This is a genomic window from Actinoplanes sp. NPDC051859 (assembly GCF_044452725.1).
Classification (GTDB): Bacteria; Actinomycetota; Actinomycetes; order Mycobacteriales; family Micromonosporaceae; genus Actinoplanes.
Map to the genome: position 1 here is coordinate 1 of NZ_JBITBX010000015.1, position 22,603 is coordinate 22,603.

Genomic DNA, 22,603 nt, shown 5'->3' on the forward strand with positions numbered 1-22,603 from the left:
AACGCCCGGTCTCATTCCGAACCCGGAAGCTAAGCCCTCCAGCGCCGATGGTACTGCACTCGGGAGGGTGTGGGAGAGTAGGACGCCGCCGGACTCAACGTACAGTCGAGGGCCTTCCCCTACGGGGGTTGGCCCTCGACTGCTTTTGCGTGTCCGGTGCCTAGTAGCGTGGTACGGACGCTCCCGCGACGCCACCGATGTGCGTCGCGGTCCGTGCCGGACCGACGTGTACCCGTTGTACCCCTGAATGTGAAGTGCTCCGGCGACCGCCCTCCGCGCGGTACCGCCGAAATCGGAAGGATTTGACCCGTGAACCCAGGACCGCAGGACGGCGGCAACCGCGACGACGAGAGCCGGCCCCGCCGGGATCGTGACGGTGGCTCCGACGGAAACCCCCGCGGTGACCGGGGAGACGGGAGCGCCCCCCGCCGTGACCGTGGCGGCTACCAGGGTGGTGGCGACCGCGGCGGTTTCCGTGGCGGTGACCGGCCGCAGGGCGGCGGGTTCCGTGGCGGTGACCGTGACCGTGGTGGTTACCAGGGCGGCGGCGACCGCGGTGGGTTCCGTGGTGCTGATCGTGACCGCGGTGGCGACCGGGGCGGTTTCCGTGGTGGGGATCGGCCGCAGGGCGGCGGGTTCCGCGGCGGTGACCGTGACCGCGGTGGTTACCCGGGCGGCGGCGACCGGGGCGGGTTCCGTGGCGGCGACCGGCCGCAAGGCGGTGGTTACCAGGGTGGTGGCGACCGGGGTGGGTTCCGTGGCGGCGACCGGCCGCAAGGCGGTGGTTACCAGGGTGGTGGCGACCGGGGTGGGTTCCGTGGCGGTGACCGGCCGCAGGGTGGCGGTGACCGCGACCGCGGTGGTTACCAGGGCGGCGGCGACCGGGGCGGGTTCCGTGGCGGCGACCGGCCGCAGAGCGGTGGTTACCAAGGTGGGGGCGACCGCGGAGGTTTCCGCGGTGGTGACCGGCCGCAAAGCGGTGGCGACCGCGGTGGATTCCGTGGTGGCGACCGTGACCGTGGCGGCTTCCAGGGTGGTGGCGACCGGGGTGTTTTCCGTGGCGGTGACCGGCCGCAGAGCGGTGGTTACCAAGGTGGGGGCGACCGCGGTGGTTTCCGTGGCGGCGATCGTGACCGCGGTGGTTACCAGGGTGGCGGCGACCGGGGCGGTTTCCGTGGTGGCGACCGTGACCGTGGCGGCTTCCAGGGTGGCGGCGACCGGGGTGGTTTCCGTGGCGGTGACCGGCCGCAGGGCGGCGGGTTCCGTGGCGGCGACCGTGACCGTGGCGGCTACCAGGGCGGCGGCGACCGGGGCGGGTTCCGTGGCGGTGACCGGCCGCAGAGTGGTGGCTACCAAGGTGGCGGCGACCGCGGCGGGTTCCGTGGCGGCGACCGTGACCGTGGCGGCTACCAGGGCGGCGGCGACCGCGGCGGTTTCCGCGGTGGCGACCGGCCGCAGGGCGGCGGGTTCCGTGGCGGCGACCGTGACCGTGGCGGCTACCAAGGCGGCGGGGATCGCGGTGGATTCCGCGGGGACCGGACCGAGGGTGGGCCGCGTGGCGGCTTCCAGGGCGGTGGCGACCGGGGTGGTTTCCGCGGTGGCGACCGGCCGCAGGGCGGCGGGTTCCGCGGCGGCGACCGTGACCGTGGCGGCTACCAGGGTGGCGGTGACCGCGGCGGCTACCAGGGTGGCGGTGACCGCGGCGGTTTCCAGGGTGGCGGCGACCGGCCGGGCAACCGGACCGGCGGCTTCCGTGGCGATCGGCCGCAGGGCGATCGGCCGCAGGGTGGTTCGCGGGACGGTGGATTCCGCCGGGACGACCGCGGGCCGCGCGACGATCGGCCGCGTTTCGACCGGCCGCGCGAGGACCGTGGGTTCCGCGACGACCGGGGACCGCGTGAGGACCGGCCCCGCTACGACCGCGGCGGTGAGGACCGGCCCCGTTACGACCGGGGGCCGCGTGACGAGCGGGGGACGCGGGACGACCGTGGGCCTCGGTTCGAGCGGGGACCGCGGGATGAGCAGGCGCCTCGGGAGCTGGGCCGGGACGAGCAGCCCGCCTTCCAGACCCCGGACATCCCGGAGGACATCGTCGCGACCGACCTGGACAAGGAGGTGCGCGCCGAGCTGCTGAGCCTGTCGCGGGATACCGCCGACCGGGTGGCGCGGCACCTCGTAGCTGCTGGGACGATCATTGACGAAGATTCCGAGCTCGCTCTGCAGCACGCCGTTGCGGCGCGGCGGCTGGCGTCGCGGATCGCCGTGGTGCGGGAAGCCGTGGGGCTGGCCGCGTACGCCGCGGGGGACTGGACGACGGCTATCGCGGAGCTGCGGACGTACCATCGGATGACGGGCCTGCAGACCCACCTGGCCGAACTGGCCGACTGTGAGCGCGCGTTGGGGCGCCCGGAACGGGCGATTGATCTGTTCCGCGGTGCCGACCGGGAGGCGCTCGACAAGGCCGGCGCGATTGAGCTGCTGATCGTTGCGGCTGGCGCGCGGGGCGACCTCAACCAGCACGACGCCGCCGTGGCGATGCTGCAGGTCAAGGAGCTGACCTCGGATGACGCCGCTGACTGGGCGGCGCGACTGCGGTACGCCTACGCGGATGCGCTGCTGGCTGCGGGGCGTCGCGAGGAAGCGCGGGAGTGGTTCTCGCGGGCCGCGACCGCCGATGAGGACGACCTGACTGACGCTGCGGAGCGGTTGCTGGAACTCGACGGCGTCACCATCGAGGGCGATGAGGACGACGAGGACGAGGCGGCTGAGAACGACGCCGCTGAGAACCCGGTCGCTGGGGAGGACGCTGACGCGGCCTACCTCGACGACGCTTCGGACGGCCGGAACGACGCCGACGAGGACGACGCCGATGAGGACGACGCCGACGACGCCGACGAGGATGAGGCTGACGAGGACGAGCTGGGAGCTGGCGACGAGCCGGTTGACGGGCTGGAACTCGATGTCGACGCTGACGCCGACCGGGATGCGAGTGACCTGAAGGCGGTCGACAAGGCCGAGGATGAGAAGGCTGGGGACGACAAAGCGGGCGACCGGGCGTGAGTGACGCCCTCGCCGACGGGTACGACCTCGTCGTCTTCGATCTGGACGGCGTGGTCTACCTGATCGACAAGCCGATCGCCGGGGCGGCCGAGGCCGTGGAGCGACTGCGGGCCGGTGGGACCGCGGTGGCGTACGCGACGAACAACGCGTCCCGGCGGGCGGCTGACGTCGCTGCGCTGCTCACCGGCATGGGCGTGCCCGCCGCCACCGACGAGGTCCTGACCTCCGCCGGGGCTGCCGCGGCGATGCTGGCCGAGCGGCTGCCGGCGGGGGCACCCGTGCTCGTGGTGGGGGCTGACGCATTGCGGGCCGAGGTGCGCGACGCCGGGCTGACCCCGGTGGAGCATGCCGACGAGTCACCCGCGGCGGTCGTGCAGGGCTACGGCCCCGAGGTGGGCTGGCGGGTGCTGGCCGAGGCGTCGCTCGCGGTCCGGGCCGGGGCGCTGTGGATGGCGACCAACACCGACCGTACGCTGCCGAGTCCGCGTGGCCCGCTGCCCGGCAACGGGTCGCTGGTGTCGGTGTTGCGGACAGCGCTGGACCGGGAGCCTGACGTGGTGGTGGGCAAGCCCGCCCCGGCGCTGTTCGAGACCGCGGCGTCGCTGTCCGGTTCGCGGCGTCCGCTGTGTGTGGGTGACCGCCTGGACACCGACATCGAGGGAGCGGTCCGGGCCGGGATGGACAGCGTGCTCGTGCTGACCGGAGTGAGCGGACCGGCGGAACTGCTTACCGCGCCGGCATCGCGCCGTCCGACGTACGTGTGTGCCGATCTTTCCGGGTTGTTTGCTCCGGCGCAGGACGCGCGGATCCCGGTCGGTGCGATGTCGGCCGGTGGCTGGCAGCTGGCGGACGGCCGGCTCGAAGGCGGTGGCTCGTCGGTCGACGCGTTGCGGCTGCTGTGTGGCTTCATGTGGGCCGGGGGTACGCCGCGGGCGGGCTCCGACAATGCGGCCAAGCTGCTCGGCGAGTGGCTGGTCTGACCCGACCGCTACAGCAGTTTGCGGAGCTTCAGCAGGTCGAGCGGGTTGGCCTTGACCTGCACCTGCCGCGCGGCGATCGCCCTGGTGACGTCCAGCTTCCCGGTCACCAGGGCGATGAGGTCGTCGCTGGCGGCAGTCAGCGCGATCTTCGCCTTGGGGTCGTCGCCGTCGGCGATGTCGATCAGGCGGCCGCCGACCAGCCTGGCGTGGAACGCCGTCGCCAGATCCGGCACCCGGCAAGCCAGCGTGCGATCGAGGTCGAGCTTGCCGCGGGTCTCCGCGTGGGCGTCCAGCCGGGCCGCCAGCTGATGCAACGCCTGACGGCACTCGTCCACGTCGGCCACTGGGGCTCTCCTTCCGCGACACCCGATCTCGATCCGCACGGTACCCGACGGCGGGACCGGGTATGCCCGGTAGCGTGGCAGCAGCACGATCGTGGCGCGAGCGCGAGGGGAGAGGCTCATGCAGGACGCATGGCGGGCGTATCTGGAGATGGCGCTCGGCTTGACGGAGGCACCGCGCAAGAAGGCACAGAAGGTTGCCGGCGAACTTCTCACCAAGGGTGGTGCGACGGCCGGGCAGTTGCAGGGCCTGGTGGAGGACCTCCTGTCGACCGGCGTGGCTAACCGTGAGGCGCTGACCAACATCGTGCGCTACGAGGTGGACCGCGCCCTCGGCCTGGTCGGGCTCGCCACCGCCGATGAAGTGTCCGACCTGACCGCGCGGGTGCGTGACCTCGAAAAGGAACTCAAGGCGGCGCGTGCGCAGTCCGGCGTCGAGCCCGCCGCGGACGTGACCATCGCCGAGCCCGGCCCGGCCGCGGTCGTGCCCCCGGCACAGCAGGCCGTCGTGGACAAGGCCGTGGTGAAGAAGGCCATGAAGAAGGCGGTCGCGAAGAAAGCGGCCAAGCCGGTCACCCCGAACGCGATGCCGGCCGCGGCGGAACCCGCGCGCAAGGTCGCGAAGAAGGCCACCCCGGCGACCGCCATGCCGGGCAAGGCGGTGCCCGCGAAGGCCACCAAGGCCGCGAAAGCAGCCCGGCAGGCGGCGGCCACCGGCAGCGAGCCCGCCGGAACTGCCGCTGCACCGACCGCGCCGGTGAAAGCGGCCGCCGCTGAGACGGTCCTTCCGCCGGTGAAGCGCGCGCCCCGGAAGGCCGCCCCTGGCAAAGCCGCTCCCGGAAAGACTGCCAAGGCCACACCGGTCAAGGCCAACCCGAAAGCCACCCCTGCGAAAGTCACGCCGGCACCTGAGGTCGCCGGCCCGGACAGCACGACGCCGGAGGTCATGCCGTGACGTACCCGAACCAGCAGCCGCCGCGCCCCGGTCCGCCGCCCGGCGGTTTCCGGCCTGGCCCGCCGCCCGGCGGTTTCCGGCCTGGCATGCCTGCCGGGGCGGCCGCTCGTCCTGCGCCGCCGCCCGGACAGCAGGCACCCGTCCTGCCGCGCGTCGAGATCACCCCGGAGCTGCTGAACGGGTCGGCGTCGACCGGCCACCCCGCGGTGGACGCGGTGCTGCAGTCACTCGCGAACGCCGCCGCCTTGGCGCCGGCTGACCAGATCGCCGAGTACGAAGCCGCGCACCAGGTGCTCCAGGAAACGCTGGCGAGCATCGACCGTTGATGACCCGTACCGCTGCGAAGGTGGTGTCCTGATGGCCCGCCGCGCGCGTCTTGACGCTGAGCTTGTCCGCCGCAAGCTGGCCCGCTCCCGGGAACAGGCCGCGGCACTGGTCGCCGCCGGGCGAGTCCAGGTCCGCGGCACGGTGGCGGCCAAGGTCGCCACGATGATCGATCCGGCCGACCCGGTGGTGGTCACCGGCGAGGACCCGGCCGACGAGTACGTCTCCCGGGGTAGCCACAAGCTGGCCGGCGCGTTGACCGCCTTCCCCGAGCTGACCGTACGGGGCAAGCGCTGCCTCGACGCGGGCGCCTCCACCGGCGGCTTCACCGATGTGTTGCTGCGCAACGGCGCTGCCCGGGTGTACGCGGTCGACGTCGGCTACGGGCAGCTCGCGTGGCCCTTGCGGACGGATGAACGCGTGACTGTCATGGAGCGTACGAACGTTCGGACGCTGACCCCGGACGTGCTGGACGGGCCGGTGGCGCTGACCGTGGCCGACCTGTCGTTCATCTCGCTGCGGCTGGTGCTGCCCGCGCTGAGTGCGTGCACCGCCCCCGACGGTGACCTCGCCCTGATGGTGAAACCGCAGTTCGAGGTCGGCAAGGAACGGGTCGGCGCCGGTGGGGTGGTTCGTGACCCGCTGCTGCGCGCCGAAGCGGTGCTCGATGTCGCCGCGGCGGCCGCTGAGCAGGGGTTGGGCGTCGCAGCCGTGGCGGCGAGTCCGTTGCCCGGGCCGAGTGGCAACGTGGAGTTCTTCGTGTGGTTCCGCCGGGGAGCCCCGCCCGCGGACGCCGAGCGGGTGCATGCGGTGGTCGCCGCCGGGCCTACCGGCGCGGTAACCTCCGGCGGGTCGGCAGCGTTGCCGGATTCGCCGGAGATGGGGGACGCATGACCCGGTCTGCACTGTTGGTGACGCACACCGGGCGGCGGCAGAGCACCCAGCATGCCCAGGCTGTCGCGCAGGACCTGGTCGCCGCCGGTTTCGAAGTGCGGGTCATCGCCGAGGAGGTCGACGATCTCGAACTGCCGCCCGGCGTCACCCCGGTCGACGATCCGACCGCCGCCGAGGGCGTGGAGATTGTTTTCGCGCTCGGTGGGGACGGCACCTTTCTGCGCGCCGCCGAGCTGGCCCGGCCGGCGAAGGCGCCGCTGCTCGGCATCAACCTCGGCAAGGTGGGGTTCCTCGCCGAAGCCGAGCTGCAGAACATCGACCAGACCGTCCGGGACATCGTCGCCGGCGACTACACCGTGGACGAACGGCTCACCCTCGACGTCCGCGCCGAGTACGACGGCCGGCTGATCGCCGACTCGTGGGCGCTCAACGAGGTGAGTGTCGAGAAGGGGCAGCGGGCGCAGATGCTCGAGCTGCTCGTCGACGTCGACGGGCGGCCACTGTCCCGCTACGGCTGCGACGGTGTCGTGTGCGCCACACCGACGGGCTCGACGGCGTACGCGTTCTCCGCGGGTGGCCCGGTCGTGTGGCCGGAAGTGGAGGCGCTGCTGCTGGTGCCGATCAGCGCGCACGCCTTGTTCAGCAAGCCGATCGTGACCGCGCCGACGTCGACGTTTGTGCTGACGGTGGACCCTTACACGTCGTTTGCGGTGCTGTGCTGCGACGGGCGGCGGACCTGGGATCTGCCGCCCGGTGCGCAGGTCACGGTCGAACGGGGGCGGCTTCCGGTGCGGCTGGTACGGCTCAAGCCGCGGCCGTTCACCGACACGCTGGTGGCTAAGTTCCACCTGCCCGTGGAGGGGTGGCGCGGTAATCGACGCTGATGAGCGGGACCGCACTGGGCGATTGTCGGTGGGCACCGATACTGTTCGCCCTGTGCTGGAGGAACTGCGCATCACCGGGCTCGGCGTCATCGACGACACGACGCTGAAGCTGACCACGGGCATGAACGCCATCACCGGCGAGACCGGGGCCGGCAAAACGATGGTGGTGACCGGGCTGGGGCTGCTGTTCGGCGGCCGGGCCGACGCGGGACGGGTGCGGGCTGACCCGGGCCGCGCGGTGGTCGAGGGGCGGCTGCGCCTCGCCGGGCACCTCGCCGGCGCGGTGCAGGCGCGCATCGTCGACGCGGGTGCGGAGGTCGACGACGACGGCTCGGTGTTGCTGAGCCGCACGGTGACGATCGAGGGCCGCTCGCGAGCGCATGTCGGCGGGCGGGGCATGCCGGTGGCGATGCTGGGCGAGGTGGGCGAGCAGGTCGTTGCCGTGCACGGGCAGTCCGACCAGTTGCGTCTGTTGCGCCCGGCCGAGCAGCGCGCGGCGCTGGACCGCTACGCCGGTCCCGACCATGAGAAGCTGCTGGAGACCTACCGGCAGGCGTACACGCAGTGGCGTTCCGTGGTCGACGATCTCGCCGACCGGCGCCGCAACGCGCGGGAGCGTAACCAGGAAGCCGACCTGCTCAAGCTCGGCCTGGACGAGATCAGTCGGGTCAACCCGCAGCCGGGTGAGGATGACGAGCTGCGCGCCGAGGTGCAGCGGCTGGAGCATGCCGAGGGGCTGCGCACCGCCGCGTCGCTCGCCGCGCAGGTGCTCGCCGGTGGTGTGGAAGCCGCGGATGAGACGCCGGACGCGACGCTGTTGTTGGGCACCGCCCGGCGCACCCTCGAGGCGCAGGCCGGAGTGGATCCGGCGTTGAGCGAGCTCGCCGCCCGGCTCGAGGAGGCGGCAACGTTGATCGGCGACGTGTCCGCCGAGCTGTCCGGCTATCTGGACCGGCTCGACGCCGACCCGGCTCGGCTGGAGGCCATCTACGAGCGGCGGGCGGCGCTGCGGTCGCTGACCCGCAAGTACGCCGACGACATCGACGGGGTCATCGCCTGGGCCGAGCACGCCCGCACCCGGCTCGCTGACCTGGACACGTCCGACGACCTGCTGGACGAGCTGGACAAGGAGCGGCTGCGGCTGGCCGGGCAGGTCGCCGAGCTGGCGGGACGGTTGACCGCGGCCCGCACCGAGGCCGCCGGACGCTTCGCCGATCAGGTCAGCGTCGAGTTGGCCGGGCTGGCGATGCCGCACGCGCGGGTGGAGATCGGGGTGTTGCCGCGCAGCGCCGGGCGCGACGAGCCGGTCATCGACGGCCTCGCCGCCGGACCGGACGGTGCCGACGAGATCGAGCTGCGGCTGATCGCGCACCCGGGTGCCCCGGCCCTGCCGTTGCAGAAGGGCGCTTCCGGTGGCGAGCTGTCCCGGGTCATGCTGGCGATCGAGGTCGTCTTCGCCGGGGCGGGTGGCCCGCCGACTCTGGTCTTCGACGAGGTCGACGCCGGGGTGGGCGGTCAAGCGGCGGTGGAGATCGGGCGACGGTTGGCCCGCTTGGCGCGTACCCATCAGGTGTTGGTCGTGACGCACCTGCCGCAGGTGGCCGCGTTCGCCGATCGGCATCTGGTCGTCGCGAAGGACACCGGCGGCGCGATCACCACGAGCGGCGTGCGGATCGTCGAGGAGACCGAGCGGGCGCGGGAGCTGGCCCGGATGCTGGCCGGCCTGCCCGACTCCGACCTGGGCATCGCGCACGCGGAGGAACTGCTGGCGGTGGCCGACCGGGAGAAGCACAGCGGGTGATTTGTCGCTTTCCCTGGGTGACCTTGCGCATGTCGCGTTCGGGCAGGTCGATCCGGCGTGTCAGGATGGCCGGGATGCGACTTCCCACCTTGCGCCGGACCCGGAGCGTCGAACCCGGGGCTGTAGCCGGCACCGCTCGTCTCGACCGCCGGACCAAGCGCCTGGTCGGGCGGCTGCGCCCCGGTGACATCGCGGTCGTCGACCACGTGGACATCGACCGGGTGGCGGCCGACTCGCTGGTCGCCGTCGGCGTCGCGGCGGTGCTCAACGTCAAGCCGTCGATCTCCGGGCGCTACCCCAACCTGGGTCCCGAAGTGCTCGTCCAGGCCGGCATCGTGCTGATCGACAACCTCGGCGAGGAGATCTTCGACCAGCTCAACGAGGGTGACGTGATCAGCCTCGACAACGACACCGTGCTGCGGGACGACAAGCCGATCGCATCCGGCCTCCGTCAGGACGCGGAGTCGGTCGCCAAGGCGATGGCCGACGCGCGCGAGGGGCTGTCGGTGCAGCTCGAGGCGTTTGCCGCCAACACCATGGACTACCTCAAGCAGGAGCGAGACCTTCTCCTCGACGGCGTCGGCGTGCCCGACGTGGTGACCAGCATCGCCGGGCGGCACGTGCTGATCGTCGTCCGCGGCTATGACTACAAGGCCGACCTGGACGTGCTGCGGCCGTACATCCGGGAATGCAAGCCGGTCCTGATCGGGGTGGACGGCGGCGCCGATGCGCTGGTCGAGTCGGGTTACACCCCGGACATCATCATCGGCGACATGGATTCGGTCACCGACGACGTGCTGCGCTGCGGTGCGGAGGTCATCGTCCACGCGTACCCGGATGGGCGCGCGCCGGGGCTGTCCCGGGTGCACGGGCTCGGGGTGCAGGCCACCACCTTCCCCGCCGCGGCCACCAGCGAGGACCTTGCCATGCTGCTCGCCGACGACAAGGGCGCGTCCTTGATCGTCGCCGTGGGCACCCACGCCAACCTGGTCGAGTTCCTCGACAAGGGGCGCGGCGGCATGGCGTCGACCTTCCTCACCCGGCTCAAGGTCGGCGGCAAGCTGGTGGACGCCAAGGGCGTCAGCCGGCTCTACAAGCAGAACTTCTCCGGGTCGTCGCTGCTGTTGCTGGTCCTGTCGGCGCTCGCGGCGATGGCGTCGGCCGTGGCGGTGTCGACGGTCGGTAAGGCTTATTTGTCCGTGGTGTCCGAGTGGTGGGACAATCTCATCTTCCAACTGGGACAGCTCTTCTGATCGGCGATACGGACCACGAGGCATTGTTGTGATCAACTTCCGGTACCACGTGGTGTCGCTCACCGCGGTCTTCCTCGCGCTCGCTATCGGTCTGGTGGTGGGCACCGCCGCGCTCAACGGGCCGCTGGCCGACAACCTGCAGAACCAGGTCGACGAGCTGCGCAAGGACAACGGCAACTACCGCGCGCAGGCCAACCAGTTCCACGAGGAGCTGAACCGCAGCGAGGAGTTCGCCACCGAACTGGCCCCGGCGCTGCTCGCCGGCAAGCTCACCGGCCGCCGGATCGTCGTCGTCGTTCTGCCGAGCGGCAAAGACTCGGCAGACGGCGTGACCAAGATGTTGCGGGTCGCCGGCGCCACAGTCACCGCCCAGGTGACGTTGCAGGATAAATTCCTCGACCCGGCAAACGCTCGCAGCGAGCTGCTGGGACTCGCTGAGAAGGCGTCCCGTCCGACCGTGGAGATCGACGGGCTCCCGCTGAACAGCGACGGCGTGGAGACCTCCAGTGCGCTGCTCGCTCGGGCGCTGCTGGTGAAGACCCCTCCGGTCGCTGAGCAGGATCTGACGTCGGTGCTGGCCGCCTACACCGCCTCGGGATATCTGGAGGCCGGCGGGGAAGCTGTGCCGGGCGCGGAGGTGACCGTGGTGGTGTCGGGTCTTCCGCCGGTCGACCGGGACGCGGGCCAGAAGAACCAGCATGCGGTCACGGTGGCTACCCAGTTCTCGAAGGACCGTCCGGTGGTGGTAGCCGGCAGTGGGATCGGGGAGGGCAACCTCGTCTCCGAGGTGCGTAACGACCCGTCACTGGTCCAGAGGGTTTCCACAGTGGACAACGCGAACACCGCTCAGGGCCAGCTGGCGACCGCGCTGACGGTGGTCGAGCGGATGACGGGCAAGGTCGGCCAGTACGGCCTGGACGCCACCGCCCGGGTTCCCAAGACCGCACCCTGACCCCGCCGAGTCACCGCGCCGGTCCGGGGCCGTACGCCCTAGACTCGGCGGTCGGCCGTCGCGTGGCGGCCGGTCGTCGCGAGTCAGGAGCAGACGCATGGCCAGCAGGGTGAAGTCGGCCGGCCTTGGTGCGCTTGCCGCCCGGGCCGCACTGGCATGGATCCGCCGTGATCCCCGCGCGGGTGAACTCGACCGCACCAACTTCCACGGTCGCACGGTGTCACTCGCCGGTGGCCCCGCATTGGCCGCCGGCGCCACCCTGGGAGCCGCTGTGGGCGCGCCGAGCGCCGCCGCCGCGCTGGCGGTGCTCACCGCCGGGGCGACCGGCGGCGCGGTCGGGTTCTATGACGATGTCGTGGGTAGCCGGCCCGAGCAGAAGTCCACGAAAGGCTTCCGAGGCCATCTCGGCGCGCTCCGCGAGGGCCGCGTCACCAGTGGGCTCGTCAAGATCGCCGGAGTGGGTGCGGCTGGGCTGTGCGCCGCGGCGCTGCTGGCCCGCGATCCCGGCGTCCGCGCCCACCAGGCCCGCCAGCAAGCCGGCGCGGTCCGGCGTGCGGCCGATGTGCTGCTGGGCGCCGGCGTCATCGCGGGCACGGCGAACCTGCTCAACCTGCTCGACCTGCGGCCCGGCCGGGCCAGCAAAGCAGCCATGATCATCGGTACGCCGATGGTCGTCGGCCGCGGCGGGGCGCTGACCGCCGGCACACTCGGCGCAAGCGCGGCGCTGCTGCCCGCCGACCTGGACGAAGAAATCATGCTCGGCGACTCCGGTGCCAATGCGCTCGGCGCGCTGCTCGGCGTGGCTCTCGCCGCGAAGACCGGCCCCACCGGGCGTGCGCTGGCCCTCGTGGTGCTCGCCGGACTGACCGCGGCCAGCGAGAAGGTCAGTTTCACCAAGGTCATTCAGGACACCCCGGGGCTGCGCGAACTCGACGCGCTGGGCCGCCGCCCGACTTCGTGACCCCGACCCGCGCCCGCGCGGGGCTGGCCGGAGCGGCCGCCGTCATCGCGGTCCTGACGATCGTGGCTCGCATCGCGGGTTTCGGACGGCTCCTGGTCTTTCTGCGTGCGGTCGGTGAAGACGGGCTCGCGAACGTCTACAACGCCGCCAACAGCGTTCCGAACGTCGTGTTCGAGCTGGTCGCGGGTGGCGCCCTGGCCAGCCTGGTCGTACCGTTGCTCGCCGGGGCGGTCGACGCGGGCGACCGGCAGCGGGTCAGTGCAGTCGCCTCCGCTCTGCTCACCTGGGTGCTGGCCCTGACGGTGCCGCTGGCGGTGCTGGTCGCACTGCTCGCCGGCCCGGTCTCGGGGCTGTTCCATTTCGAACCCGACGAGCAACTCGTGGTCGCGCGGATGCTGCGGATCTTCGCGCCGCAACTCCCGCTGTACGGCATCGGCATCGTGCTCACGGGTGTGCTGCAGGCCCACCACCGCTTCGCCTGGCCGGTCATCGCGCCGCTGTTGTCCAGCGTGACCGTCATGGGCGCCTACCTCAGCTACGCCCTGGTCGACGGCGCCCGCAGCGGCGTCGCCGGGCTGAGCCGTACCGGTGAGCTGATCCTCGCCGGCGGCACGACCCTGGGCGTTGTCGTGCTCGCGCTGTGCCTGCTGATCCCGCTGCGTCGGCTGCGGCTACGCCCTACCCTGAGCTTCCCCGGCGACGAAGGCCGCCAAGCACTTCGTCTCGGCTGGGCCGGGGCGGTCACCGTCGGCGCACAGCAGCTGGTGCTCGCCGCCGTGCTCTCGGTCGCCGCCGACGGCCCGTTGACCAGGTACATGGCAGCGCAGACCGTCTTCCTGCTGCCGTGGGCGGTGCTCGCCGTGCCGGTGGCGACCGCCGTATATCCGCGCCTGGCCGCCGCTTTCGCCCGCCGCGACGAGGAATCCTTCACCGCCGCCCTGGCACCCGCCGCCCGCTCGGCGATGCTGCTCGCCTGTCTGGGAGCCGCAGCGCTGGCCGCACTCGCCCAGCCCGCCGCCTTCCTCATCTCCACGCCCGCAGCCGCGCCGGCCATCGTCGGCTTCGCGCCCGGCCTGCTGGGATACACCCTGTTCGCGCTGCTTTCCCGAGCCCTGTACGCGCGCGGCGCCACCCGGGCTGCTGCCCTGCCCACCGCTGCCGGGTGGGGACTTGCCGCCGTTGCTGTGCTGGGATTCACCACCGTCCTCGACGGGCCGACCGAACTCGCCGGCCTCGGCGCCGCGAACGCCATCGGCATGTCGGTGATCGGACTGCTGCTGGTGCTGGGCGTACGCCGCCACGCCGGGCCGGAGGCGCTTTCCGGACTGCTCCGGGCGAGCGTGGTGGGTATCGTGGCGGCGGCGGTCGCAGGTGGCGCCGGGTGGGGCGTGGTCGCCGCACTACGGCACGCATTCGGCGGTACCCCGGGCGTATGGGGCAGCCTTCTGCAAGGCATGCTGGGCGGGGTTGTCGTCGCGGTCGCGTTCGCCGCGGTGGTCCATCCGTTCGACCGGCGCTACCTCCGCTCGCTGGTCTCGAAACTTCCCGGGAGGGATCGCACGTGACGGACGCGGCGCAGGCGTCGTGGCAGGGGTCGGTCGCCCTGGTGCTCGGTTCCAGCACTGGCGGGGTCGGTCAGCACATTGCCTCCCTCGCCCGCGGTCTGCTCGCGGCCGGATGTGCAGTCCTGGTCTGCGGGCCCGTGGCAACCGACGAGCATTTCGGCTTCTCGGCGGCCGGCGCCGAGTTCGCCCCGGTCGAGATCCCCGCGAACCCCGGCCCGCAGGACTCCAGCGCGATCCGCGCGCTGCGTCGCGCGCTCAGCGGCCGCGATATCGCCGTCGTCCACGCCCACGGCTTGCGCGCTGCATTCGTCGCCGCCCTCGCGCGCCCACCGGCGCCGCTCGTTGTCACCTGGCACAACGCCGTCCTGGCCCGCGGCCTGCGCGGCAGCGCCTCCGCCCTCGTCGAACGGATCGTGGCCCGCTCCGCGGCGCTGACCCTGGGCGCGTCGGAAGACCTGGTTGCCCGGGCGGAGACGCTCGGCGCCCGGGAGGCCCGCCTGGGTGCAGTGGCCGCCCCGGCGCTGGGCACACCCAAGCGCACCCGCGCCGCGGTCCGGGCCGAGTTCCGGCTCGGCCCCGAGGTGCCGTTGATCGTCTCGGTGGGCCGGCTGCACCCGCAAAAGCGCTATGACGTGCTGCTGGAAGCCGCGGCCCGCTGGCGGGACCGCGACCCCGCACCGGTCACCGTGATCGCCGGCAGCGGACCCAGCTACATGCTCCTGGCTCAGCGTGCCTCCGAGTTGCGGGCCCGCGTCCACCTGCTCGGCCACCGTACGGACGTGCCCGACCTGCTCGCCGGGGCGGACCTCGCCGTGATCACCAGCGACTGGGAGGCTCGGCAGCTGTTCGCGCAGGAGGCGTTGCACGCCGGCGTACCACTGATCTCCACAGCGGTGGGTGGGCTGCCCGGCCTGGTGGGCGACGCGGCGGTGCTCATCCCGCCCGGCGACGTCGACGCACTCGACACTGCCGTCCGGGACCTGCTCGCCGACCCGGCGATGCGGGCCGACTATGCCGCCCGGGGGCCCCGACAGGCGGCGACCTGGCCTACGGAGCAGGACACCGTCGCCGATGTGCTGCGGGCGTACGCGTCGGTCACCGGTGTGCCGGCGGGCCAAGGGTGACGCTGCCGCGCCGCCTGCTCGCCGGGGTCCGCCGGGGGAGCAGGCCGGACTCGGCGCCACCGTCCCGCTCGCGGCGTGGGCGGGGCTGGGTGCCGATCATGCTGATCCTGCTGACCGTCGCGGCGAGCCTGACCGGGTTGTCCGTGCGGCCCACCGCCGACGTGCCCGGCGACACGGCCGACTATGTGATCGTCGCCGGTGCGGCCGGGCTGCGCTGGGACGACCTCGACCCGCAACGGACGCCCGCCCTGTGGCAGGCAGCGACCCGAGGATCGATCGGCTGGCTGTCCGTCCGCTCGGCACACCACGCCACCTGCCCCGACGACGGCTGGCTGACCCTGGGAGCCGGCAACTACGCGGTGTGGGACGCGCGCCCGGTGTCCGGCCAGTGCCCGGCGGTCGGCCCGGTGCTGGAACGACCCGACGGCATCGGCGCCAACCTGCCCCAACTGAGCAGCGTGGTCCGCGCCAACGCCGACAACCAGCCGTACGGCGCGGTGCCCGGTGCACTCGCCGAGTCCGTGCGCTGCACCAACGCGGTCGGACCCGGCGCGGCCATCGCCGCGGCCCGGCCCTTCGGTCGGGTCGACCGGTACGTCCCCGTGCTGCCCGCAGACCCCAAGGGCCTCTTCACCCAGTGCGTGTTGAGCATGGTCGACCTAGGCTCTGTGAGCGGTTCCGGGGCGGTCCGGGAGCAGCAGGTGACCGCTGCGGACGCCGCCCTGGCGCGGGTGGTGGCTGCCCGGCCCGAGCGATCGTTGCTCGTGGTGGCGGGCGTTGCGGACACGGACACCTCGTCGCGGCTGCACGTGGCGATCGCCGACGGGCCGGGCTGGCAGGGCGGGTGGCTGACCTCCGCCGGCACCGGCCGCGACGGCTACCTGCAACTGGTCGACCTGGCACCGACGATCCTCACCGCGCTGGGGCGGGCCGCGCCGGAGAAGCTGTTCACCGGGCGTACCGCACAGACGGTGTCGGGGCGTCCCGCGTCGCCGGACGACTCGGTGCTCGGCGAGCATGACGCGAACCGGCGGGCCGCGGTCCAGTTGGGCATCACCGAGACGTTCTTCACCGGGCTGTCCGCCGTACAGTTGGCGGTGTTCTTGCTGGTAGTGCCGTTGATGATGCGGGCCCGGCGGCATGCCGGCCCGACCGGTCCCGCAGCCGCGCCGCGCATGGTGGTGTGGGCGGTGGAGGTGTTGCTGGTCGCCGCTGCCTTGGCGATTCCGGCCGCCCTGCTGGCCGATGCGGTGCCGTGGTGGCGCGCCGAGCGGCCCGGTTTTGCCTTCGCCGCGTTGGCGTTTGCGCTGACCGCACTCGGGACGGCCGTCATCCGGTTCGCGCCTCGGTTCGGGCGCACGCTCTGGCCGGTGGGCCTGATCGCGGCGGTCGCCGCCGGGGTCATCGGCGCGGACCTCCTGACCGGGGCGCACCTCCAGCTCAACGGCGTTGCGGGCTATTCGGCCATCGAGGGCGCCCGCTATGCGGGCGTCGGCAGCGTGGGGCTGGGCGTGTTCGTGGCGGGCGCCCTGACCGCGGCCGGCTGCGCCGCTCAATGGGTACGCCGTCCCTGGCGCCCCGTGGTCGTGGTCCTGGTCGGCGGCCTCACCGTGATCACTGTGGGCAGCCCGTACCTGGGCGCGGACCCGCTCGGCGCGGTTGCTGTGACGGCGGGTGTGTGCGTGGCGGCGGCGATCAGCACCGGCGGTTGGCTCACCTTTCCCCGGGTCGCCTGGGCGTCCCTCGCCGGGTTCGGCGTGACCATCGGCTTCGCCGTCCTCGACTGGCGCCGTCCGACCCTGGAGCAGGGCAGCCTTGGCCGTTCGTTGACCGCACTGCTCGACGGCACGGCCGGGCCGGCCATCCAACGCGTAGCCACGTCCAGCGCGCACGCCCTGGACAGCCCGCTGACGATCCTGGCCCTGGTCGGTGCGCTGATGCTGGCGTTCTGCCAGTTCTCGCCGTGGGGCGGGCTCAACCGGGTTTTTGGCCTGCACCCGGCGCTGCGGGCCGCGCTCGCCGGCGCGACGGTCACGGTGGTGCTCGCCGGCGTCTTCGGCGGCGCCGGTTTCGCGATCGCCGGTGCGGCCGCCGCCGTCGCCGTCCCGCTCTACGTCCTGACCACTCTGCGCGTGCTGGAACACGCCGCCGACCGCACCCGGCCGGCCGAGGACGAGACGGACGGTCCCGGCGGCCCCGGTCTGTCCTCGCGCCGCGACCGGGCGGTGGACGAACCGGGCACCGAGGGCGTGACCGTACGCTGACACGCGCGCCGAGCAGCCCGAACGTACGGCCGCCGCGGTTGGTGTTACTGTGAAATCCCGTGGATGGCGCGTTCGTGAACAACGAACTTCGCCGGTCTGCACGACCGAACTGACCGGACCCACGGGAGCAGGCCTTGGCACCAACAGTGCGCGAGACTCGGCACATCTTCGTCACCGGAGGCGTCGCCTCCTCGCTGGGCAAGGGCCTCACCGCCTCCAGCCTCGGCAATCTGCTGACCGCGCGCGGCCTGCGGGTCGTCATGCAGAAGCTGGACCCCTACCTCAACGTCGACCCCGGCACGATGAACCCGTTCCAGCACGGGGAAGTCTTCGTGACCGAGGACGGGGCCGAGACCGACCTCGACGTCGGCCACTACGAGCGGTTCCTGGACCGGGCGCTGTCCGGCAAGGCGAACGTCACGACCGGCCAGGTCTACTCGGCCGTCATCGCCAAGGAACGCCGCGGCGAATACCTCGGCGACACCGTGCAGGTCATCCCGCACGTGACCAACGAGATCAAGTCGCGGATCTTCGCCATGGCCGACCCGGACGAGTTCGGCCGGGTGCCGGACGTCGTCATCACCGAGGTCGGCGGCACGGTCGGCGACATGGAGTCGCTGCCGTTCCTCGAGGCGATCCGGCAGGTGCGCCACGAGATCGGCCGCGACCACGTGTTCTACCTGCACGTGTCGCTGGTGCCGTACCTGGCGCCGTCGGGCGAGCTCAAGACCAAGCCGACCCAGCACTCGGTGGCCGCGCTGCGCAACATCGGTATCCAGCCGGACGCGCTGGTCTGCCGCAGCGACCGGGAGATCCCGGAGAAGCTGCGCCACAAGCTGGCCCTCTACTGCGACGTCGACCGGGAGGCCGTGGTGGCGGCGCCGGACGCGCCGAGCATCTACGACATCCCGAAGGTGCTGCACTCGGCCGGGCTCGATGCGTACGTGGTGCGCCGGCTGGGTCTGTCGTTCCGTGACGTCGACTGGGCGACCTGGGACGACCTGCTGGAGCGGGTGCACCACCCGAAGCGGACGATCACCATCGCGCTGGTCGGCAAGTACGTCGACCTGCCGGACGCGTACCTGTCGGTGAGTGAGGCGATCCGCGCGGCCGGCTTCGCCAACAACGTCAAGGTCCAGCTGCGCTGGGTGCCCAGCGACGACTGCGAGACGGCTGCCGGTGTGGCGGCGGCTCTCAAAGGTGTCGACGGCATCGTCATCCCCGGCGGCTTTGGGGTGCGCGGCATCGAGGGCAAGGTCAACACCTCGAAGTTCGCCCGCGAGAACCAGATCCCGATTCTCGGCATCTGCCTCGGCCTGCAGTGCATGACCATCGACGCGGCCCGGCACCTGGCCGGTCTCGCCGGCGCCAACTCGGCCGAGTTCGCCGAGGACGCCACCCACCCGGTGATCTCCACGATGGCCGACCAGCAGGACATCGTGGCCGGCAAGGGTGACCTCGGCGGCACGATGCGGCTCGGTGCCTGGCCGGCGACCCTCAAGGAGGGCTCGGTGGTCGCCGAGACCTACGGCGCCACCGAGATCTCCGAGCGGCACCGGCACCGCTTCGAGGTCAACAACGACTACCGGGACAAGCTGTCCGCGTCCGGCCTGGTCTTCTCCGGCACGTCGCCGGATGGGCGGCTCGTCGAGTTCATCGAACTCGACCGGGACACCCACCCGTACTTCGTGGCGACCCAGGCGCACCCCGAGCTCAAGAGCCGCCCCACCCGGGCGCATCCGCTCTTCGACGGGCTGGTCAAGGCCGCCGTCACGTACGCCGCCGCGGACGAGCTGCCGGTCGAGGTGGCTGCCTCGGCCGACCCCGACACCGGCAAGGCCCCGGTGACAGCGTCGTGAGCGCCTTCACGCACGAGACGAAGTCGCGGGTCGAGCGGTACGCCGGGCCGATCTTCTCGGTCTACACCGACGAGGTGACCATGTCCGGGGGCGGGACCGCCCACCGCGACGTGGTGGTGAACAAGAACGCCGTCGGTGTGGTGGCGCTCGACGAGGTCGGTCGGGTAGCGCTGATCAAGCAGTACCGGCACCCGGTCGGTCAGCAGCTCTGGGAATTGCCCGCCGGCCTGCGCGACGTCGCGGGTGAGGACCTTGCCGTGACGGCTGGGCGAGAGTTGGCGGAGGAGGCCGACATCATCGCCCGCCGCTTCGACCTGCTGATCGACCTGCACACCTCGCCGGGCTTCAGCGCGGAGACGATTCGGATCTTCCTGGCGCGGGAGTTGTCGCCGGTGCCGGAGGCCGAGCGGCACGCCCGCAAGGACGAGGAAGCCGACATCGAGATCTGCTGGGTGGACCTCGACGAGGCGGTTGCCATGGTGCTGCGCGGCGAGATCACCAACGCCCCGGCCGTGGGCGGGCTGCTCAGCGCGGCCCGTGCCCGCGACGACGGCTGGGCCACGCTGCGCCCGGCCGACACCGCACCGCTGGCCTGACGTTTGCCCAAAAGGACCGTCGAGGTTTTCCCTCGGCGGTCCTTTTGTGAAGGAGCTGTGCAGGACCCCCGCCGGGACTCCACGGGCCGGGTCGCCCGGTGGCACCATCCCTGCCGTGGACATCCTGATCGTGATCGCCGTCGTTCTCGCCCTGGTCACCGGGCTGGTGACCTTTCTCGTCATCCGGCCGGACTTCCCCCGCCGCACTGCGGTGTAGATCGCCGTCGGCACCGGCCTCATCGTCGGAGTGGGCTTCCTCGCGCTGATCTACCTCATCGTCGGCGTGTGGCTCGCCGCGCTGGTGGCGTACGTGGTCGTCCGGCACTTCGCGACACTCAAGGCCGCGGTGCTCGCCGGCACGGCGATCTTCGCGCTGGGAGCGCTCGCGGCATTCGCTGTCCTGTCCGCGGCGCTCACCACTATGTGAAGTGGCCCACCACTGCATCACATCTGTCCCGCTGCGGTGCTGCTCACCCTTATTACCCTGCAGTAACACCGGATCGGGCGGACCGTCGCTTCTTGATCTTCGACCTGCGAATCGGCAGTATCTTCCGTTTGGTGGGACGGTAATCTGCGAAGCAGCCCGTCTCGGGTGTGAGCCATCGACGTCTCTCCCGGAAAGGACGGTGTCGACTCGTGAAGGTCGGCATTCCGAGCGAAGTAAAGAACAACGAGTTCCGTGTGGCGATCACGCCCGCGGGGGTCTTCGAATTCACCCGCGCGGGCCACGAGGTCTTCGTGCAGGCCGGTGCGGGCACCGGATCCTCGATCGCCGACGCGGACTATGTCGCCGCCGGCGCGAAGATCCTCGCCACCGCCGACGACGTGTGGGGCACCGCTGACCTCGTGCTGAAGGTCAAGGAACCCATCGCCGAGGAATACCCGCGCATGCGCGAGGGGCAGGTGCTGTTCACCTACCTCCACCTGGCCGCGTCGAAGGAGTGCACCGACGCGCTCATCGACCGCAAGGTCACCGGCATCGCGTACGAGACCGTCGAGCTGCCCGACCGCTCGCTGCCCCTGCTCGCCCCGATGTCCGAGGTCGCCGGGCGGCTCGCGCCGCAGGTCGGCTCCTACCACCTCATGCGTTCCGGCGGTGGCCGTGGCGTGCTGATGGGCGGTGTCCCGGGCGTCTACCAGGCCAAGGTCGTCGTCATCGGCGCCGGCGTCTCCGGCATGAACGCGGCGGCGATCGCCCTGGGCATGCAGGCTGAGGTGCTGGTGCTCGACAAGAACATCGCGCGCCTGCGGGCCGCGGACGCCGACTACCGCGGTCACCTGCAGACCATCGCGTCGAACGCGTACGAGATCGAGAAGGCCGTGATCGACGCCGACCTGGTGATCGGCGCGGTGCTGGTGCCCGGTGCGAAGGCCCCGAACCTGATCTCCAACGAACTGGTCTCCCGGATGAAGCCGGGCAGCGTGCTCGTCGACATCGCGATCGACCAGGGCGGCTGCTTCGAGGACTCGCGGCCCACCACGCACGCCGACCCGGTCTACAAGGTGCACGAGTCGATGTTCTACTGCGTCGCCAACATGCCCGGCGCGGTGCCGCACACCAGCACGTACGCCCTGACCAACGTCACCCTGCCGTACGCCCTCGAGCTGGCGAACCGCGGCTGGCGCGACGCCGTCAAGGCCGACCCGGCGCTGGCTCTGGGCCTCAACACCCACGCCGGCCACGTCACCTACGGCCCGGTTGCCGAGGCCCACGGCATGACGGCGCTGACGCTGGCCGAGGCCCTGAGCTGACAAGTCCAGCGTTGCGGCAGGCCGTCGCCACCTACCTTGACCACCTCACGGTCGAGCGCGGCCTGTCCCGCAACACCCTCGCCTCCTATCGGCGAGACCTGGAGCGCTATCTGGAGTCACTGACCGCGGCCGGCGTCACCGACCTGGCCGCGGTCACTCCCGCCGACCTCGCCCGGCACCTCGTGCTGCTGCGCGAAGGCACCGAGGAACACCCGGCGCTGTCGACGTCCTCCGCGGCGCGCGCGGTCAGCGCCGTCCGCGGGCTGCACCGTTTCGCCGCCCGCGAGGGCATCGCCCCGGACGATGTGAGCCGGGACGTGAAGCCGCCCGCGCCGCCGAAGCGGTTGCCGAAAGCCCTCGACGTCGATCAGATCACCCGGCTCCTCGACGCGGTCATCGGCGACGAGCCGCTCGCGCTGCGCGACCGGGCCCTCCTCGAATTTCTGTACGGCACCGGCGCGCGGATCTCCGAGGCCGTCGGGCTGGCCGTGGACGACGTGGACTCCGAGGTCGTCACGTTGCGCGGCAAGGGCGGCCGCACCCGGCTCGTACCGCTCGGCTCCTACGCGCGGGCCGCATTGGACGCCTATCTCGTTCGAGGCCGTCCCACCCTGATCGCCGCCGGCAAAGGCACGCCGGCAGTGTTCCTCAACGCGCGTGGGGGAGCGCTGTCCCGGCAAAGTGCCTGGACGATCCTGCACCGCGCCGCCGAAGCCGCCGGGCTGCCGGTCGAGGGTACGCACGCCGTGTCACCCCATACCTTGCGCCATTCGTACGCGACCCACCTGCTCGACGGCGGCGCGGACGTCCGGGTCGTGCAGGAGCTCCTCGGACACGCCTCGGTGACCACCACACAGGTCTACACGCTGGTGACTGTGGACCGATTGCGCGAGGTGTACGCGACCGCGCACCCGCGCGCTCGTTGAGCGTTGGGCCACCAGTGCACGACACGCCGTACGGGTGACCCGGGATCACCCCCTCGCGTGGCGTACAGTCGGCTTTCGGCTCCGGCTGCGGGTCGATAGGGGGCTACAGAGG

General features: G+C 72.0%; 19 protein-coding genes and 1 rRNA gene. 19 read left to right on the forward strand and 1 reads right to left on the reverse strand.

Annotation, left to right across the window (positions count from 1 at the left end; all coding sequences use genetic code 11):
* The 3 genes from rrf to ACIA1L_RS28925 all read left to right on the forward strand — a co-directional run.
* A 5S ribosomal RNA gene (rrf, locus tag ACIA1L_RS28915) occupies nt 1-94 on the forward strand; the annotation flags it as partial.
* A 2,066-nt stretch (nt 95-2,160) separates the two neighbouring features.
* Nucleotides 2,161-3,060: a Replicase polyprotein 1ab gene (locus ACIA1L_RS28920; protein ID WP_396076258.1), complete on the forward strand. Its 900-nt coding sequence runs from the start codon at nt 2,161-2,163 to the stop codon at nt 3,058-3,060.
* Nucleotides 3,057-4,040, forward strand: a complete 984-nt coding sequence (locus ACIA1L_RS28925) for an HAD-IIA family hydrolase (RefSeq protein ID WP_396076161.1) — start codon at nt 3,057-3,059, stop codon at nt 4,038-4,040. The genes ACIA1L_RS28920 and ACIA1L_RS28925 overlap by 4 nt, the downstream gene beginning before the upstream one ends.
* Before the next feature lie 8 nt (nt 4,041-4,048).
* Here ACIA1L_RS28925 and ACIA1L_RS28930 read toward each other — a convergent pair whose 3' ends face one another.
* Nucleotides 4,049-4,384 carry an alkyl sulfatase C-terminal domain-containing protein gene (locus tag ACIA1L_RS28930; RefSeq protein ID WP_396076162.1) on the reverse strand — a complete coding sequence of 112 codons (336 nt, stop codon included), beginning with the start codon at nt 4,382-4,384 and terminating at the stop codon, nt 4,049-4,051.
* Nucleotides 4,385-4,502: 118 nt separating this feature from the next.
* Here ACIA1L_RS28930 and ACIA1L_RS28935 point away from each other — a divergent pair, with 118 nt between their 5' ends.
* From ACIA1L_RS28935 to ACIA1L_RS29010, 16 genes are all read left to right on the forward strand, one after another.
* A complete protein-coding gene (locus tag ACIA1L_RS28935) occupies nt 4,503-5,336 on the forward strand; it encodes a phasin family protein (protein WP_396076163.1) in 834 nt (277 codons plus the stop codon).
* Entirely contained in the window at nt 5,333-5,662 is a 330-nt protein-coding gene (locus ACIA1L_RS28940; protein WP_396076164.1) for a hypothetical protein, read from the forward strand. The genes ACIA1L_RS28935 and ACIA1L_RS28940 overlap by 4 nt, the downstream gene beginning before the upstream one ends.
* A 31-nt stretch (nt 5,663-5,693) precedes the next feature.
* Nucleotides 5,694-6,554: a TlyA family RNA methyltransferase gene (locus tag ACIA1L_RS28945; RefSeq protein ID WP_396076165.1), complete on the forward strand. Its 861-nt coding sequence runs from the start codon at nt 5,694-5,696 to the stop codon at nt 6,552-6,554.
* Entirely contained in the window at nt 6,551-7,438 is an 888-nt protein-coding gene (locus ACIA1L_RS28950; protein WP_396076166.1) for an NAD kinase, read from the forward strand. The genes ACIA1L_RS28945 and ACIA1L_RS28950 overlap by 4 nt, the downstream gene beginning before the upstream one ends.
* 52 nt (nt 7,439-7,490) lie before the next feature.
* Entirely contained in the window at nt 7,491-9,239 is a 1,749-nt protein-coding gene (gene recN / locus ACIA1L_RS28955; RefSeq protein ID WP_396076167.1) for a DNA repair protein RecN, read from the forward strand.
* A 74-nt stretch (nt 9,240-9,313) separates the two neighbouring features.
* Complete coding sequence (steA, locus tag ACIA1L_RS28960) at nt 9,314-10,492, forward strand: putative cytokinetic ring protein SteA (RefSeq protein WP_396076168.1); 1,179 nt, start codon at nt 9,314-9,316, stop codon at nt 10,490-10,492.
* Nucleotides 10,493-10,520: 28 nt separating this feature from the next.
* Nucleotides 10,521-11,444: a copper transporter gene (locus ACIA1L_RS28965; RefSeq protein ID WP_396076169.1), complete on the forward strand. Its 924-nt coding sequence runs from the start codon at nt 10,521-10,523 to the stop codon at nt 11,442-11,444.
* 97 nt (nt 11,445-11,541) lie between these two features.
* Complete coding sequence (locus ACIA1L_RS28970; protein ID WP_396076170.1) at nt 11,542-12,405, forward strand: hypothetical protein; 864 nt, start codon at nt 11,542-11,544, stop codon at nt 12,403-12,405.
* Complete coding sequence (murJ, locus tag ACIA1L_RS28975) at nt 12,402-13,970, forward strand: murein biosynthesis integral membrane protein MurJ (RefSeq protein WP_396076171.1); 1,569 nt, start codon at nt 12,402-12,404, stop codon at nt 13,968-13,970. Before ACIA1L_RS28970 ends, murJ begins: the two co-directional genes overlap by 4 nt.
* On the forward strand, nt 13,967-15,094 hold the full coding sequence (locus ACIA1L_RS28980; protein ID WP_396076172.1) for a glycosyltransferase family 4 protein: 1,128 nt from the start codon (nt 13,967-13,969) through the stop codon (nt 15,092-15,094). The genes murJ and ACIA1L_RS28980 overlap by 4 nt, the downstream gene beginning before the upstream one ends.
* Nucleotides 15,095-15,192: 98 nt before the next feature.
* Complete coding sequence (locus tag ACIA1L_RS28985; protein ID WP_396076173.1) at nt 15,193-17,358, forward strand: hypothetical protein; 2,166 nt, start codon at nt 15,193-15,195, stop codon at nt 17,356-17,358.
* 134 nt (nt 17,359-17,492) lie between these two features.
* Nucleotides 17,493-19,217 (forward strand): CTP synthase, encoded by a 1,725-nt coding sequence (locus tag ACIA1L_RS28990; protein ID WP_396076174.1) that lies wholly within the window; start codon nt 17,493-17,495, stop codon nt 19,215-19,217.
* A complete protein-coding gene (locus tag ACIA1L_RS28995) occupies nt 19,214-19,813 on the forward strand; it encodes an NUDIX domain-containing protein (protein WP_396076175.1) in 600 nt (199 codons plus the stop codon). The genes ACIA1L_RS28990 and ACIA1L_RS28995 overlap by 4 nt, the downstream gene beginning before the upstream one ends.
* A 247-nt stretch (nt 19,814-20,060) precedes the next feature.
* Nucleotides 20,061-20,240: a hypothetical protein gene (locus tag ACIA1L_RS29000; protein WP_396076176.1), complete on the forward strand. Its 180-nt coding sequence runs from the start codon at nt 20,061-20,063 to the stop codon at nt 20,238-20,240.
* A 209-nt stretch (nt 20,241-20,449) separates the two neighbouring features.
* Nucleotides 20,450-21,565: an alanine dehydrogenase gene (ald, locus tag ACIA1L_RS29005; RefSeq protein ID WP_396076177.1), complete on the forward strand. Its 1,116-nt coding sequence runs from the start codon at nt 20,450-20,452 to the stop codon at nt 21,563-21,565.
* Between the two features lie 11 nt (nt 21,566-21,576).
* On the forward strand, nt 21,577-22,491 hold the full coding sequence (locus tag ACIA1L_RS29010; RefSeq protein ID WP_396076178.1) for a site-specific tyrosine recombinase XerD: 915 nt from the start codon (nt 21,577-21,579) through the stop codon (nt 22,489-22,491).
* Nucleotides 22,492-22,603 lie beyond the last annotated feature (112 nt).

Coding starts and splice junctions, on each gene's coding strand:
- steA (WP_396076168.1), top strand. CDS start 9,314: ATGCGACTTCCCACCTTGCGCCGGACCCGGAGCGTCGAACCCGGGGCT.
- ACIA1L_RS28935 (WP_396076163.1), top strand. CDS start 4,503: ATGCAGGACGCATGGCGGGCGTATCTGGAGATGGCGCTCGGCTTGACG.
- ACIA1L_RS28970 (WP_396076170.1), top strand. CDS start 11,542: ATGGCCAGCAGGGTGAAGTCGGCCGGCCTTGGTGCGCTTGCCGCCCGG.
- ACIA1L_RS28950 (WP_396076166.1), top strand. CDS start 6,551: ATGACCCGGTCTGCACTGTTGGTGACGCACACCGGGCGGCGGCAGAGC.
- ACIA1L_RS28985 (WP_396076173.1), top strand. CDS start 15,193: ATGCTGATCCTGCTGACCGTCGCGGCGAGCCTGACCGGGTTGTCCGTG.
- ACIA1L_RS28945 (WP_396076165.1), top strand. CDS start 5,694: ATGGCCCGCCGCGCGCGTCTTGACGCTGAGCTTGTCCGCCGCAAGCTG.